The 13804-nt window shown below is 70.3% G+C and carries 12 protein-coding genes and 2 pseudogenes; 10 read left to right on the plus strand and 4 right to left on the minus strand.

Going from position 1 to position 13804, the window contains the following annotated elements:
* Positions 1-232, plus strand: a pseudogene (locus ACFPZN_RS44470) (cytochrome P450); the annotation flags it as partial.
* Positions 233-328: 96 nt separating this feature from the next.
* On the opposite strand, the gene ACFPZN_RS44475 reads toward ACFPZN_RS44470, so the two are convergent.
* Positions 329-1825, minus strand: coding sequence for a class I adenylate-forming enzyme family protein (locus tag ACFPZN_RS44475; RefSeq protein WP_378288973.1), 1497 nt, complete (start codon positions 1823-1825; stop codon positions 329-331).
* Between the two features lie 280 nt (positions 1826-2105).
* Here ACFPZN_RS44475 and ACFPZN_RS44480 point away from each other — a divergent pair, with 280 nt between their 5' ends.
* The 5 genes from ACFPZN_RS44480 to ACFPZN_RS44500 all read left to right on the plus strand — a co-directional run bounded on the left by ACFPZN_RS44480 (position 2106) and on the right by ACFPZN_RS44500 (position 6841).
* A complete protein-coding gene (locus ACFPZN_RS44480) occupies positions 2106-2846 on the plus strand; it encodes an ABC transporter ATP-binding protein (RefSeq protein ID WP_378288976.1) in 741 nt (246 codons plus the stop codon).
* Between the two features lie 43 nt (positions 2847-2889).
* A complete protein-coding gene (locus ACFPZN_RS44485) occupies positions 2890-3522 on the plus strand; it encodes an ABC transporter ATP-binding protein (protein ID WP_378288978.1) in 633 nt (210 codons plus the stop codon).
* Between the two features lie 167 nt (positions 3523-3689).
* Positions 3690-4832, plus strand: a complete 1143-nt coding sequence (locus ACFPZN_RS44490; RefSeq protein ID WP_378288980.1) for an ABC transporter substrate-binding protein — start codon at positions 3690-3692, stop codon at positions 4830-4832.
* A gap of 66 nt (positions 4833-4898) precedes the next feature.
* Entirely contained in the window at positions 4899-5750 is an 852-nt protein-coding gene (locus ACFPZN_RS44495; RefSeq protein WP_378288982.1) for a branched-chain amino acid ABC transporter permease, read from the plus strand.
* A complete protein-coding gene (locus tag ACFPZN_RS44500; protein ID WP_378288984.1) occupies positions 5747-6841 on the plus strand; it encodes a branched-chain amino acid ABC transporter permease in 1095 nt (364 codons plus the stop codon). The genes ACFPZN_RS44495 and ACFPZN_RS44500 overlap by 4 nt, the downstream gene beginning before the upstream one ends.
* A 51-nt stretch (positions 6842-6892) precedes the next feature.
* Here ACFPZN_RS44500 and ACFPZN_RS44505 read toward each other — a convergent pair whose 3' ends face one another.
* Positions 6893-7705 (minus strand): FadR/GntR family transcriptional regulator, encoded by an 813-nt coding sequence (locus tag ACFPZN_RS44505; protein WP_378288986.1) that lies wholly within the window; start codon positions 7703-7705, stop codon positions 6893-6895.
* Positions 7706-7998: 293 nt separating this feature from the next.
* Between ACFPZN_RS44505 and ACFPZN_RS44510 the strand changes: the two are divergent.
* A pseudogene (locus ACFPZN_RS44510) lies at positions 7999-8340 on the plus strand (AMP-binding protein); the annotation flags it as partial.
* 179 nt (positions 8341-8519) lie between these two features.
* Entirely contained in the window at positions 8520-8654 is a 135-nt protein-coding gene (locus tag ACFPZN_RS44515) for a hypothetical protein (protein ID WP_378289045.1), read from the plus strand.
* 79 nt (positions 8655-8733) lie between these two features.
* Here ACFPZN_RS44515 and ACFPZN_RS44520 read toward each other — a convergent pair whose 3' ends face one another.
* The gene (locus ACFPZN_RS44520) at positions 8734-9396 is read right to left on the minus strand and encodes an alpha/beta hydrolase (protein WP_378288988.1); all 663 of its coding nucleotides are present in this window, start codon (positions 9394-9396) and stop codon (positions 8734-8736) included.
* A gap of 260 nt (positions 9397-9656) precedes the next feature.
* Between ACFPZN_RS44520 and ACFPZN_RS44525 the strand changes: the two genes are divergently transcribed.
* A complete protein-coding gene (locus tag ACFPZN_RS44525) occupies positions 9657-10124 on the plus strand; it encodes a DUF4189 domain-containing protein (RefSeq protein WP_378288990.1) in 468 nt (155 codons plus the stop codon).
* Between the two features lie 72 nt (positions 10125-10196).
* Here the strand turns inward: ACFPZN_RS44525 and ACFPZN_RS44530 are convergent, their stop codons facing one another.
* A complete protein-coding gene (locus tag ACFPZN_RS44530) occupies positions 10197-12659 on the minus strand; it encodes a glycoside hydrolase family 2 TIM barrel-domain containing protein (RefSeq protein WP_378288992.1) in 2463 nt (820 codons plus the stop codon).
* Between the two features lie 167 nt (positions 12660-12826).
* Between ACFPZN_RS44530 and ACFPZN_RS44535 the strand changes: the two genes are divergently transcribed.
* On the plus strand, positions 12827-13804 hold the full coding sequence (locus ACFPZN_RS44535; RefSeq protein ID WP_378288994.1) for a LacI family DNA-binding transcriptional regulator: 978 nt from the start codon (positions 12827-12829) through the stop codon (positions 13802-13804).

Consider the following 13804-nt stretch of genomic DNA (forward strand, 5'->3'; position numbering starts at 1 on the left):
CAACCGGGCCCATCTGTCCTTCGGGCAGGGCGAGCACGGGTGTCCCTTCCCGGTGCCCGAGCTCGCCGAGATCATCGCCAGGACCTCGGTCGAGGTGCTCCTGGACCGCCTGCCCGACATCGAGCTGTCGGTCAAACCCGACGAGCTGGAATGGGTGCCCTCGTTCTGGGTCCGCCGCCTGGCCGCCCTTCCGGTCCGCTTCACCCCGGCCGGTTTCCGCCCAGGTGCATGATCCGGCAGGCTCATGCTCTGCCGTACCTCGTGTTGATGTGTGTCCCGGGCCGATTACGCGGTGATCTCGGCTCTGGTACGGCGACCTTCGCCGCGGTCAGCCGGTCGTCGATCCGGTGACGTCGGCGACCAGGTCGCGGCGCACGAGCTTTCCGGCTTCGTTGCGCGGCAGTTCGTCACGCCAGACCACGTGGTCCGGGGTGCGGGAACCACGCAGTCGCGAGCGTGCCCAGTCGCGCAGCTCCCGCTCGTCCACCTCGGAGCCCGCGCGCCGGACGACGACCGCCAGGATTCGTTCGCCCCACTCGTCGTCGGGAACGCCGATCACCGCGGCGTCGGCCACCTCGGGATGGGCGACCAGCGTCTCCTCGATCTCGGCGGGGGCGATGTTCTCGCCACCGCGGATGATCGTGTCGTCGGAGCGCCCCTCGACGAACAGATACCCCTCGGAGTCCAGCCAGGCGCGGTCCCTGGTCGGGAACCATCCTCCGGCGTCCAGCACCGATCCGCGTCCGACGTACTCCCCGGACACCTGCGGGCCGCGCACCCACAGTTCACCGGGTTCGTCCGGGCCCAGTACCGCACCGTCGCCGCCGCGGATCTGCAGTTCGATGCCCTGCACCGGCAGCCCGACGCTGCCCAGCCGGGCCCGGACGCTCTCGTCGCCGGCGACCAGCGCGGTGCGGTGGTCATCCGGGCCGAGCAGAGAGATCGTCGAACTGGTCTCGGTCATGCCGTAGGCATTGACGAAGCCGACGCCGTCGAACGCGACCAACGCCCGCGCGAGCAGCGACCGCGGCATCCGTGAGCCGCCGTACAACAAGGTCCGCAGGCTCGGCACGCCGGCGGACCCGGTGCCGAGGTGTTCGACCACGCGGCTCAGCATGGTCGGCACCACCATCGCGCTCGTGACGCGCTCGCGGCGGGCGAGTTCGAGCCAGGCCTCCGCGGTGAAGTCCGGCAGGTAGACGACCCGGCGCCCGGCGTAGAGGTTCGACAGCACCGAGGCCACCGCGGCGATGTGGTAGGGCGGCATGGAGACGAGCGCCGCGTCGCCGTCCTCGGCCGAGCCGTGGCCGACGTTCTGGAGTATGTAGGACGTCAGGTGGCGGTGCCGCAGCAGGACGATCTTCGGCTTCGACGTGGTGCCGCTGGTGAACAACATGACCGCGGGCTTGTCGTCGGGGAAGTCGGACTCCGGCGCCGGCTCCGCCGCGTCGCACGCGGCGACGAACTCGGTGCCCGCCATCGCCCGGTGCTCGCCCGCCACGATCGGCAGGTAGTCGTCGTCGGCCACGACCAGCGGCGCATCGAGATCGGCGAGCAACCCGCGGATGTGCGTCGCGGACAGGCGGTAGTTCACCGGTGTGAAGGCGATACCGGCCCGGGCGGCGGCGAACAGCAACTGCGGCATGACCGGACCGTTACGGGCCAGCAGCACCGCGTGGCCCGCGGCCTGCTCGCGCAGCACCGTGGCGCCCCCCGCGGCACGTCGTGCCAGCCGGGTGAAGGACAGTCCGTCGGCTCGGCCGCCGAGCGCCACCCGCTCGCCCTGCCTGGACGTGGCCAGTGTGAGCAGCCTGCTGAGGTGCACCTCGGCCTCCTTCTGTGAACGGTTGGCCGCGAGCGGACCGGCGCCGGTGACGACTCGATCCGCGTTTGTCGAGGCCGGCGCTCCGCGGCTGTGAGAACGCGTACCGATTGATCTTAAGTTTTTAAGATTTGCGGATAGCATACCTCGGCTCGTTGCCGACGCGAGCGGCGCGGCCTTCGGGGAGCGCCGGAATCGACGCGTCCGAAGGCTTGACGCGGGTCGGAGCCTCTCGTACCCTCCGTATCGCAAATGAATGAATCTTTATACAAAAGGGGAACCCATGGCCGAGGAGACGACGCTGCTGCGCACGTCGTCGGTCAGCAAGCGGTTTCGCGGCGTCGTCGCGCTGTCGGACGCGTCGATCCGCCTGGAACAAGGTGAGATCCTCGGCATCATCGGGCCGAACGGGGCGGGCAAGACCACGCTGTTCAACGTGATCGCCGGCGCCATGCGCCCGTCGTCGGGCAGCGTGATCTTCCGTGGGCGGGACATCACACGGATGGCGGCCGACCGGCGACTGCGGCTCGGCCTCGCCCGCACGTTCCAGCTGATGAAGCCGTTCGTGTCCCTGACCGTCTACGACAACATCGTCGTCGGCGCCACCGGCAGCGGGCTGTCGAAGCGGCGTGCGCGGGCACGGGCCGACGAGATCGTCGACCTGCTCGACATGGGTCGCATCGCGTCGCGGTCGGCGGGCGCCATCAACGCCGTGCAGGCCAAACGCCTCGAGCTGGCCCGCGCCCTGTCCGCCCAGCCGGTCGTGGTCCTGCTCGACGAGATCTTCAGCGGGCTGCGCCCCGACGAGGTCGACGACCTCGCCGCGCATGTCCGCGCCCTGCCCTCCCGTGGTCAGACGGTGATGATGATCGAACACAACCTTCCCGCGATCCGCAGCGTCTCCGAGCGCGTTCTGGCGCTGAGCGCCGGCGCGGTCATCCGCGAAGGCAGTCCTGCCGACGTCTTCGACGACCCTGAGGTGGTGAGCAGCTATCTCGGAAAGCGAAGCCGCCCTGCGCATTGAGAACGTCACGGTCCGGCGCGGGCTCATCGACATCGTTCGCGATGTGTCGCTGACCGTCTCACCGGGTGAGTGCGTCGGTCTGCTCGGTCTCAACGGAGCGGGCAAGAGCACTCTGCTGGCCGGTGTCGCCGGCACGCTGAGCTCCGTCACCGGATCGATCCGCCTGGGCGATCGAGATCTCAGCGGGAAACCGAGCTGGCACCGGTGCCGGCAGGGGCTGGTGCTCGTTCCGGCCGGACGCCAGTTGTTCGGCGACCTCACCGTGATGGACAACCTGCTCGTCGGGGCGCACACCCAGAAGTCGGGCTCACGGCGCAAGGAACTGCTCGAGGTGGTCTACGGCCACTTCCCGATGCTGCGGGACAAGCGCGGCCAGAAGGCCCGTGAGCTCAGCGGCGGCCAGCAGCAGATGGTCGCGATCGCGAGGGGCCTGATGGCCGAACCACGGGTGCTCATGCTCGACGAGCCCTCCGAGGGCCTGGCCCCGGTGATCGTTGAGCAGGTGTTCGAGGTGATCGGGGCGCTGACGCGTGAAGGGTCCCTCGCGATCCTGCTGGCGGAGCAGAACGCGAGCGCGGCCGAGATCTGCAGCTCGTCGGCCGTCCTCAAGGACGGAACCGTTTCCGCGGTCGCGCGCACGAGCGCGGACGACATCGCCGACGCGGTCTTCGGCTAGCACGACGGGCCGTCGACACGGGCGGCCCGGCGAACGACAGGCACCGGCCGGTCGGGTGAATGGAGAGATCGATGAGGATGCACACCTCTACTGTGTTGGCAGGGCTCGCGGCCGTCGCGTTGACCGTCGCGAGTGCCGGCTGCGGCTCGACCGGTGGCGGTGCGGGCATGAAGGACGGGAAGGTCGTCCTCGGCGAGGTCACCGACCTCAGCGGGGTCGCCTCGTCGTACGGGATTCCCGAGAGCCAGGGCGCGCAGATCGCGGTCGACCAGATCAACGCGGCGGGCGGGATCAAGAGCCTCAACGGCGCGAAGCTGGAGATCAAGAAGTACGACACCGCGTCGAGCACCGACAACGGGACCACGAAGGCCACCGCCGCCGTGGGCGACAAGGTCGCGGCCGTCTTCGGCGGCGAGATCTCCGACACCGTGCTCGCCGGTATCAACGTCACCCATCGGGCCGGCACCGCGTGGCTGGTCTCGGGCGGCACCGCCGATCAGATCCACCAGCGCGGCTACGACACCGTCTTCCAGGTCGCCAAGAACTCCACCCAGTTCTCGCAGGGCTGGGTCGACACCGCCAAGCTGGCCGCCGGACAGCTCGGGATCGCCAACCCGACGGTCGCGATCGCCTACAGCCAGACCTCCTACGGGCAGGACTTCCTCAACGCGTTCGAGACCATCAACAAGACCGCCGGGTTCCGGGTCGTCTCGAAGATCGGCTACCCGATCTCGACGACCGATTTCTCGTCGGTCGCGGCCCGCCTCGCATCGACGCCCGCGGACATCATCTTCAACATCGGCTACCCGGCCGACGGGCTGAACCTGGCGAAACTGTTCGCGACGAAGTACAGCGCCCGGGCCAAGATCTTCATGGCCGGTGGAGCGGACGCGGGCGACGTCGTCAGCCAGCTCAAGACCCAGGCCGATGGAACGCTCGTGCTGGGCGATGTCACGCCGAGCACGCCCGGCGCCCCGCCGGCCTTCAAGACCTTCTACGACCAGTACAGGGCCAAGTACAAGGCGGCTCCGAACTCGCAGGCGCTGTTCGGATACGTCTCGGTGCAGTTCGCCGCCGCGGCCTTCGAGAAGGCGAAGTCCGCCACCCCGTCGGAGGTGGCCAAGGTCTTGAAGTCGGTGACGCTCACGCACACGACCGGCAACATCTTCCCGTCGCCGAGCACCCTGTCGTTCGCCGGCAACGGGTCGCTGAAGCAGGCGCCGTTCCTCGCCTCCCAGGTGGTCGACGGGGCCGCCAAGGTCGTGTTCCCGGCCGCCGCGGCCGAATCGAAGATCCAGCCGTACAAGTGACGGGCAATCGACGTCCGCGGGTCCCGGGCCCGCGGACCCGATGAGATGTGAGGACGACCGCGCGACATGCTCTTCGAACAACTGCTCGTCAGCGGACTCATCACGGGCGCGGTGTACAGCCTGGTGGGCGTCGGTTTCACCCTCGTCCTGGGGGTCGGCAAGGTCGCGAACTTCGCGCACGGCGGTTTCGTGGCCCTCGGGCTCTACACGGCGCTGTTCGCGCACACCCAGCTCGGGCTCAACGCGTACCAGACGCTGCTACCGGCGGTCCTGATCTTCCTCGTGGCCGGGTTCGGCGTCGGCGAGCTGTTCGAGTGGCGGGCGCGCCGCGCCGGCGAGATCGGACAGCTGCTCGTGGGACTCGCCCTGCTGCTGCTGATCGGCGGCCTGCTCGAGGTGCTGTTCAAGAACAACCCGCGGACGATCGACGGACCGACCCTCGGCGAGGTGCGGGTGGCGGGGCTGACCGTCCATGGGACGGAGATCTTCGCCGCCGCCTTCACCCTCGTGGTGGCGCTGCTGATCTACGTGGTGGTCCGGCACTCGCGGTGGGGGAGGGCGATGCGCGCCGTCGCCGACAACGCCGAGGCCGCCGGGCTCTACGGCATCCGCACTCCGCTGGCCCGGCGATCGGCGCTGGCCGTGTCGGTCGCGCTCGCCGGCGCGACCGGCGTCGTCATCAGCCCGTTCACGACTCTGACGCCGGGCGTCGGGACGTCGTACCTGATATCGGCCTTCGCGGTCGTGATCCTCGGCCGGATCGGGAACCCGCTCGGCGCGGTGATCGCGGGCCTGGGGCTCGGGGTCGTCAACTCGATGTCCGCGGGCTACCTGGCCTCGTACTGGACGTCGCTGGCGCCGCTGCTGATCATCCTGCTCGTGCTGCTCGTGCGGCCTGACGAAGGAGCAGTCGTATGACGCTGACCGATGCCGCGGGCCGCCCGGCGCACCGGCGGATCCGTGAACACGCCGCGACGCGCTGGGTCGTCCTCGCCGTCTTCCTCGTCGTCACCTGGTTCAGCCTCGGCGGGCTGGAATCGGCGACGCTCACCATCATGGTGCTCGTGCTCTACTACGCGGCGGCGGGGACCTCGTTCAACCTCCTGTTCGGGTCGCTGGGCGTCTTCTCCCTGGCCCAGCCGGTCTTCGTGATGGTAGGCGGCTACACCTCCGCCTACCTGTTCGCCCGGCACGGGATCTCTCCGTGGATCAGCATGCTCGTCGCGATGTCCGTCGCCGCGCTGCTCGCCCTCCCGGTCGGTTTCATCGCCATGCGGCGCTCGGGAACGATCGTGACCGCTCTGGTGACACTGATCCTCTCCATGGCGGCGCCGCCGATCATCGCCGCGGTGAAGCCGCTGGGCGGGACGGTCGGTCTGTACATCCCGGTGAAGTCCGGCGACAACTGGTGGGACATGCAGTTCGCGACCGGGGTGCCGTTCGCCCGGATCCTGCTCGTCATGAACGTCGTGTTCATCGCCGGCCTGATGTGGTTCGCGCGCAGCAAGTGGGGCGGATGGACGACCGCGATCCGCGATTCCGAGGCGGCCGCGCAGGCGGCCGGCATCCCGGTGCTCAGGGTGCGCATCACGATGTTCGTGGTGTCGGCGATGATGGCGAGCCTGCCCGGGGTCGTCTACGCGCAGTACAACCTGCTGAGCAACACCGAGCTGTTCCTCAGCATGTCCGCGTTGTTCCAGGTCCTGGTCGTCGCCCTCGTGGGCGGGGTCGACCGGGCGTGGGGGACGCTGGTCGGCGCCGCCCTGATGATCCAGATCTCACACCGGCTGAGCGAGGCGGCGGGCGGCCGGCCGGGCATCGGTCCGCTGACCTTCGCCGCCGCCTTCCTGATCATGGCGCTGGTGCTGCCACGCGGGATCTCCGGAGCATGGGCGGCCCTCCAGGCCCGCTACTCGGGCGAGGGCGCTCCGGGCGGAGCGGGGGAACCCGAGGTGGAAGATCGTCGTTCGGCGGCCGCCACCGAGGGAACCCGACATGGATCTGACTGACGCGCACGCGCCGGTCGATTTCCGGGACGAGGCGGCGCGACCGACGACCGGTCAGCCGCCGAGGTCGCGCAGGCCATTGCGCAGTGACGTCGCACGAACGACCTGTGTTTCGGAGTTCTCCAGGGCGTAGCGCTGAGAGTGCGTGAGGTGTCCTGTATCGATCTTGCGCGCCGTGTTGGAGTCGCCGGCCGCGATCGCGTCCACCAGCGAAGCGTGCGTGGACAGCACCTCGCGGCGGCGGCCCTCGTTCGGGTAGCGCCCTTCGGTGGTGACGCGGGCGGCCCACTGCCGTTCCTGTTCGGACCACAGGCTCTCGAGCGCGCCCAGCATCACGATGAGCGTCTCGTTGCCGCAGGCGCCCACCAGGAACTCGTGGAACCGCCGGCTCAGCATGGTGAAGCGCTCGCCGTCGCCGATCGCCGCCGTCGCCTCCTCGAGGTTCGCCCGCAGGACGGGCACGACCGCCTCGCCGCGGTCGGCACGCGCCGCGCACAGCGAGGCGGCGATCGGCTCGATCTGCTCGATCGCCGTGGCGAGGTCGCTGATCGAGGTTCGCCGGGACTGCAGGACGAGCCCGAAGGTGTAGGCCGACGTCTCGGCGGTCGGGACCTCGACGACCGATCCGCCGATGCTGCCGCGCCGGACCGTGAGCAGACCCTCGTTCTCGAGCTGCCGAAGCGCCTCGCGCAGGGTGGGCCGGCTGATGCCGAACTCCGACATCAGGTCTTCCTGCTTGGGCAGCGAGTCGCCGTTGGCCAGTTCGCCGTCGACGATGCGGTCACGGAGGATTCCGGCGATGACCTCGGCCACACGTGGCTGCCGGAACTGTGCGCGCTGCTGCTTCGGCGAGTCAGCCTCTGCCACTGCGCCTCCTTCCGATCTCCGCTCGCGTACAACATTATCCGGCCCGCGATGTGGCGGCAGAACGAGGACATGGCCGGGCCGCGCTCCTGGGCCGTGGACGCCTGACGGTGGTGGCCTGGGGCGATCTTGGCCTGCGTTTCCCTTCCGGTGCGTCAGCCAGTGCGCGTGACGGCCGGGTCCGGTTCGTTCACCCGGGGATCTCATTGACAAATGTTTTAAAGATTAACACATCACCAGGTGAGAGGAGGGGGTGGGTGTCCACCTGAACCCTGACTTCGGTGAACGCGTTGGGGGTGCGGCCGGGTGACCGTGTCGCGGCCTGCCTGCCCAACGACCTGCCGATCGTCGTGGCGTTCCACGCGTCGCAGCGCATCGGGGCGATCTGGGTCGGTGTGGCCGAGGCGTACCCGGCGGCCGAGCAGGATGAGCTCGTCGCCCTGAGCGACCCGGCCGTCGTCCTCGCCGGAGAGAAATGGAAGGGCGGGCACCCGGGCGCGGTCGATTCCGCGCGCTGGGCCCGCCTCGCCGCCGCCGGTCACCAGGCCCCCGCGCTCACCGTCGATCCGTTCGCGCCCGCGGCGATCGCCTTCACCAGCGGGACGACCGGAACGCCCAAGGGCATCGTGCACAGCCGACACAACCTCGTGCTGCCGGGTGCCAGGGGTCGTCCTACCGCATCTCGGCGCGGCGGCCCGCGACGACGCGGGTGTGCGGCTGCCCGCCGGCGTCGAGGGCGAGATCACCATCGAGGCCGCCTCCACCGGGCCGTGGGCCGGGCTCTGGCCCCCGGCTACCGCGCGACCCGGAATCGGCCGTGCACCACATCGCCGACGCCGCCCGGGTGCGCGAGTTCGCGTCGTCCCCCAACCGCGACCAGTCGATGGCCGGCGACCGTCTGCTGTTCATCGGCGACTGGGTAGGCGACCACGGCCTCACGCTCGACGTGTGACGCCGTCCCCCGCCGCGGTCACCGGCGGCTCCGGCCCGCTCGCGATCGTCCGGGCGGCCCTTCAACGGTTCTTTCATGGTCACCCGGCGGGGAGAACCCGCACCAGATAATCGGCCAGTTCGCCCGGCCGTGACAGCATCACCATGTGGCCGCCGGGCATCTCATCCGGGGTGATGCCGAGCCGCTCCTTCACGTGGCGGCGCACGAATTCGGGGACGAAGAGACGATCGTCGCGGCAGAGCAGGTATCTGGTCGTAACATCCGGCCAGGCGGCCAGCGGCCAGGGTTCGCGATGGGCGCGGTCCATGCTCGTCTTCGCCGCGAGGGCGCGGTCGTGGGCGAGCACCCGGTCGGCCAGATCGCGCGGGACGTCGTGAAAGTAGAGCTCGTATTCGTCCTCGATGCCGGACGCGGGCCGGCCGCTGCGTTCCCACCAGTCCTCGGGCGTCTCGCCTGGACTCGGGATCATGGCGGTCACCAGGACGAGCGCCGCGGCCCTGGCACGGAGGCAGGCGAGGGGGCCGACGAATCCACCCCAGGAGTGCGCCACCACCACCAGGGGCCGGTGCTCGCCGGTCGCCTGGACGACGGCGTCGGCATAGTCCCAGAGCCCTGCCTGAGGGTCGGACATCGGCAGGTCCATCGCGACCGTGCCGTGTCCGCGGCCGCGAAGCTCCGCTTCGAGCAGGTGCCAGTCGAAGGCGCTCCCGCCGCCGCCATGGATGAGAGCGAAGGTGGTCATGATGGTCATGACCGGCGGCGGCGTGAAAACTCATCGCCCCGGTGGGAAATCGCTATGATCTTTTAAATATCCACCCATCCCGGAGAGAGCCGGTCACAGTGCAGCCCCCACAGCCGCCGCAGGGTGGCTATCCACCCCCCCACGGGCCCTCGAGCGGCCCCCCTGTACCGCCCGGACCGCCGGGTTGGGGGCCGCCGCCCGGCCCTCGGCCGCCGAACAACAACGCGGTCGGCATCATCCTCGCGGTCGTCGCGGGCTTCGTGCTGCTGATCGGCGGCGGCGCCGTCCTGTGGCTGTTCGCCGGCTCCGGTGGCTCACCGAGCCGACCGATAGCCGCGACGCCCATGGTGCCGGACATCCCGACTCCGCCGAGCTACAGCCCACCGACCTTCAGCCCGCCCAGCTTGGCGCCGTCCACCCCGGCCACCACGTACTCGCCGCCGCCGCGGAACTACGGAGCCATCGCGGTGGGGCGCAACGGCGCCGTCGGCAAGGCTTGGGACTACGATTCCGAGGCCACCGCCAAACGGCGGGCGCTGAACGAGTGCCCGACCTCCGGCTGCAAGGTCCTGACGACCTTCGTCAACGGCTGCGGCGCGGTCGCGTTCAACTCCAGAACCAACAAGTACTGGGGCGGCAGAGGCGACACACGGTCCGAAGCCCAGAAGGACGCGATCTCCAACGCGGGCGGCGGCCGCTGGATCACCTGGGTGTGCACCACACGGTAGTGAGAGTCCCGCGATCCCGGCCGCGCGGACGGCATCGTCCGCCCGGTCGGGATCGGGTTCAAGGGCGCAGGCTCACGGTCGTCGCCCCTCCTCGACCGTGATCAGGACCTCCGCCGGCTCGCAGTCCGGGGCCGAGGCGAGCAGGCGGATCTTGCCGGGCCCGGTGGGACGCAGAACGGCCAGGGCTCGGCCCTCGTAGGTGCGGCGTTCGGTCGCGTCGAACCCCTCCTCGGTCGAGGGCGCGGCGGTGCCGAACCCCTGCAGGACCCCGTCCCCCGATACCTCCACGCGCACGGGCCGGTCGGCCATGGGGTGGGGTGTGCCGCCGGCGTCCCGCAGGGTGAGGGAGACGAAGGCCAGGTCGCCCGCCGCCGCGGTGATGACCGGCCTGTCGGCCTCGGCGTGCAGCCGCACCGCGCCGTCCGCGGACGTCACGGTGCTGCGGCCGGTCTCGACGCCGTTCTGGTAGGCGATGGCCAGGAGCTCGCCCGGCTCGTAGACGGTGTCGAACTCGGCGCGGAAGCGGTGCTCTTCGCCCGCCGGCCTCCGGCCGAGGGAGCGGTCGTTGACCAGGAGCTCCACTTCGTCGGCGGCGCCGTAGACCTCGACGGTGACAGGCGAGCCCTCGAAGCCGGGCCAGGTCCAGTTGGAGATCGCGTCGCTCCAGGTCCAGGGGCCTCCGGCCCAGGTCTTGCCGTGGTGCTCCGGTCGCCGTACCGCGACGTAGGGCCGGGTGCGGAGGCCGAAGACGATCTCGCGGTAGTAGGACGCGGGGCGGCGGAAACCGGTGATGTCGATGTCGCCGCAGCCCGCCACCAGGTGCGGGTACGGCGCCGTGTGCCCGGGACGCGGGTTCTCCGGGGACAGGTACTGGGGGCGGCCGATGCCGACCTCGCCCAGGTAGTCCCACCCGGTCCAGGTGAAGTCGCCTATGACGTGGCCGTGCTCCCGCACCAGGCGCCAGTTGCCGTCGATGCGGGTGGGGAAGGTCTCGGTGCCGACGATGATCCGGTTGGGGAACAGGTCGCGGTCCTGGGCGTACCGGCCCTCCGAGTAGTTCATGCCGGCGACGTCCAGCACGCCGAAGGACTCCGCCGTCCGCCGGGTCACCAGCTCGGAGGAGCTGACGCGGTCCATCGCGTCGCCGACGTCGGCCATCATCGTGTTGATGCCCCTGCCCTCCTCGGCGCCGTCCTTCTCGCGCATCATGGCGGCGAGGTCGGACATCACGGCCAGCATGCCGTTGACGCCGTTGGTGACGTAGCGGGTGCCGTCCAGCGCGCGGACCTTCTCGGCGAGCCTGCGCCCCCACGCGGCACCGGCGGCCGAGCCCGTCTCGGGGATCTCGTTGCCGATGGAGTAGAAGATGACGCTGGGGTGGTTGACGTCCTTGGCGACCATGGCCTCGATGTCGCGTTCCCACCATTCGGGGAAGCTCAGGCTGTAGTCGAAGTCGCTCTTGGACGAGGTCCACATGTCGAACGCCTCGTCCATCACCAGCACGCCGAGACGGTCGCAGGCGTCCAGCATCGCCCGGCTCATCGGGTGGTGGGACATGCGGATCGCGTTGAACCCGGCGTCCTTGAGGATCCGCACGCGCCGCTCCTCGGCGCGCGCGAACGTCGCCGCGCCCAGCGGGCCGTTGTCGTGGTGGACGCACGCGCCGCGCAGCTTGACGGTTCGACCGTTGATCCGCAGTCCCCGGACGGGGTCGAGGCCGAGCGAGCGGATGCCGAAGGCCGCCGTCTCGGAGTCGATCTGGGTGCCGGCGTCCTCCACGGTCACGGCGGCGGTGTACAGGGCCGGTGAGTCGGGGCTCCACAGTGACGGCTCGCGGACGTAGAGGCGCCGGCGGCTGACGGCCGGCTCGCCGGGCAGCACCGTGACCTTCGAGACGTCGGACGCGACGGCGGTTCCCTGGGCGTCACGTATCTCGGTGACGACGTCCACGGTCCGGATCTCCATCGAGTCGTTCTCGATCGTCGTCGCCGCCTCGACGACGGCCCCCTCGGCGTCGATCTCCGGCGTGGTGATCCGGACGCCGCCGGGGGAGACGCGGACCGGTTCGCCGATGAGCAGCCAGGTGTCGCGGTAGACGCCGGCGCCCGTGTACCAGCGGGAGTCCCGGTGGCCGCGGGCTTCGACGCGGATCTCGTTGTCCTGGCCGAAACGCAGGAAGCGGTCGATGCCGACGCGGAAGAGCGAGTAGCCGTAGGGGCGCTGCCCGGCGTAGTCACCGTTGACGTACACGGTCGCGTCGCGGTAGACGCCTTCGAACTCGAGGACGACGCGCTTCCCCCGGTGCTCCTCCGGCACGGAGAACGTCTTGCGGTAGTCGAAGACCCCTCCGGGGAAATAGGCGCCGGCCCCGCCCTCCATGGTGGCCTCGCCGTCCTGGGCGACGCGCCGCCGCCCGATCATCGCGTCGTGCGGCAGCGTCACCTCCTCGAACGGGACGGACGCCCCGCCCAGCTCGGCGAAGGGGTTCACCTTGGGCCGGGTCCGCCAGCCGTCGTTGAAGGAGAGACGGATCACGAGACCTCCTCGTGGTAGGGGACGGGGATCGCGGCGCTTCATGGTAACGCGCATTAGTGCGCCCGCGGGGGAGTGGACGCGGTCGGCGGGGGGCTCCGGACGCCCCGTCGGCAGGCCGTACGATGGGACGGCGCCGACAAGATCGGCATCCCTGTGACGAAGAGACCATGACGCGACCTGCCAAGCGCCCCACCAGCTTCGACGTTGCCCGTGCCGCCGGCGTCTCCCAGACCACCGTGAGCTTCGTGCTCAACAACAGGCCCGGCCAGTCGATCCCCGAGGGGACCAGGCGCCGGGTGCTGGAGGCGGCCAGGAGCCTGGGCTACCGGCCCCATGCCTCGGCGCGGGCGCTGGCCGCCGGGCGCAGCGACATCGTCCTGCTGGCCGTCCCCGACCTGCCCATCGGGCAGGGCATCAGCCGCTTCGTCGAGGGCCTCGCCGCGGCGCTCGCCGAGCACGGCCTGACCCTGGTCACCCACCTGGCGGGCGCGCACGGACGGCCCCTGCCCGACGTGTGCGCGGCCGTCGGCGCCTCGGCCGTCGTCGGGTTCGGGGCGTTCGACCCCGACACCGTTCAGGCACTGCATCACGCGGGCGCCGATGTCGTGATTCCCGCCCATGGCGACCAGGACGTCGCGATGCAGTCCATCGGGCACCTTCAGGCCGAACACCTCATCGCCCGCGGGCACCGGCGCATCGGTTACGCCATGCCGGCGCACACAGGTCTTGTGTCCATGGCGGAAGATCGACTGAAAGGCGTCATCCAAGCCTGCGCCGACGCCGGCGTCGATCCGCCCCTGGTGGCCCGCACGAGCCTGGACGCGGGCAGCGCCGCACAGGCCGTCACCCGATGGACGGAACGATCCATCACCGGGATCTGCGCCTTCAACGACGAGACCGCGATCGCGGTCCTGGCCGGAATGCGCGAGCACGGCCTGACCGCGCCCGCCGATCTGGCCGTCGTCGGGGTCGACGACATCCCCACGGCGGGTCTGGCGGCCCCGCCCCTCACCACCATCTCCTTCGGCATACAGGAAGTGGTCGCACGCCGCGCCGAAGCCGTCGTCGCGGAACTCGCCGGCAACCGGTTCGACGACGCCCGCCCCTGGCTCTACCCGGAGATCGTGCAGCGCGCCTCGACCTGA

Origin of the sequence: Actinomadura rugatobispora (assembly GCF_042656285.1) — a bacterium.
Classification (GTDB): Bacteria; Actinomycetota; Actinomycetes; order Streptosporangiales; family Streptosporangiaceae; genus Spirillospora; species Spirillospora rugatobispora.

Coding starts and splice junctions, on each gene's coding strand:
- ACFPZN_RS44500 (WP_378288984.1), top strand. CDS start 5,747: ATGACGCTGACCGATGCCGCGGGCCGCCCGGCGCACCGGCGGATCCGT.
- ACFPZN_RS44535 (WP_378288994.1), top strand. CDS start 12,827: ATGACGCGACCTGCCAAGCGCCCCACCAGCTTCGACGTTGCCCGTGCC.
- ACFPZN_RS44490 (WP_378288980.1), top strand. CDS start 3,690: ATGAAGGACGGGAAGGTCGTCCTCGGCGAGGTCACCGACCTCAGCGGG.
- ACFPZN_RS44520 (WP_378288988.1), bottom strand. CDS start 9,396: ATGACCACCTTCGCTCTCATCCATGGCGGCGGCGGGAGCGCCTTCGAC.
- ACFPZN_RS44495 (WP_378288982.1), top strand. CDS start 4,899: ATGCTCTTCGAACAACTGCTCGTCAGCGGACTCATCACGGGCGCGGTG.
- ACFPZN_RS44480 (WP_378288976.1), top strand. CDS start 2,106: ATGGCCGAGGAGACGACGCTGCTGCGCACGTCGTCGGTCAGCAAGCGG.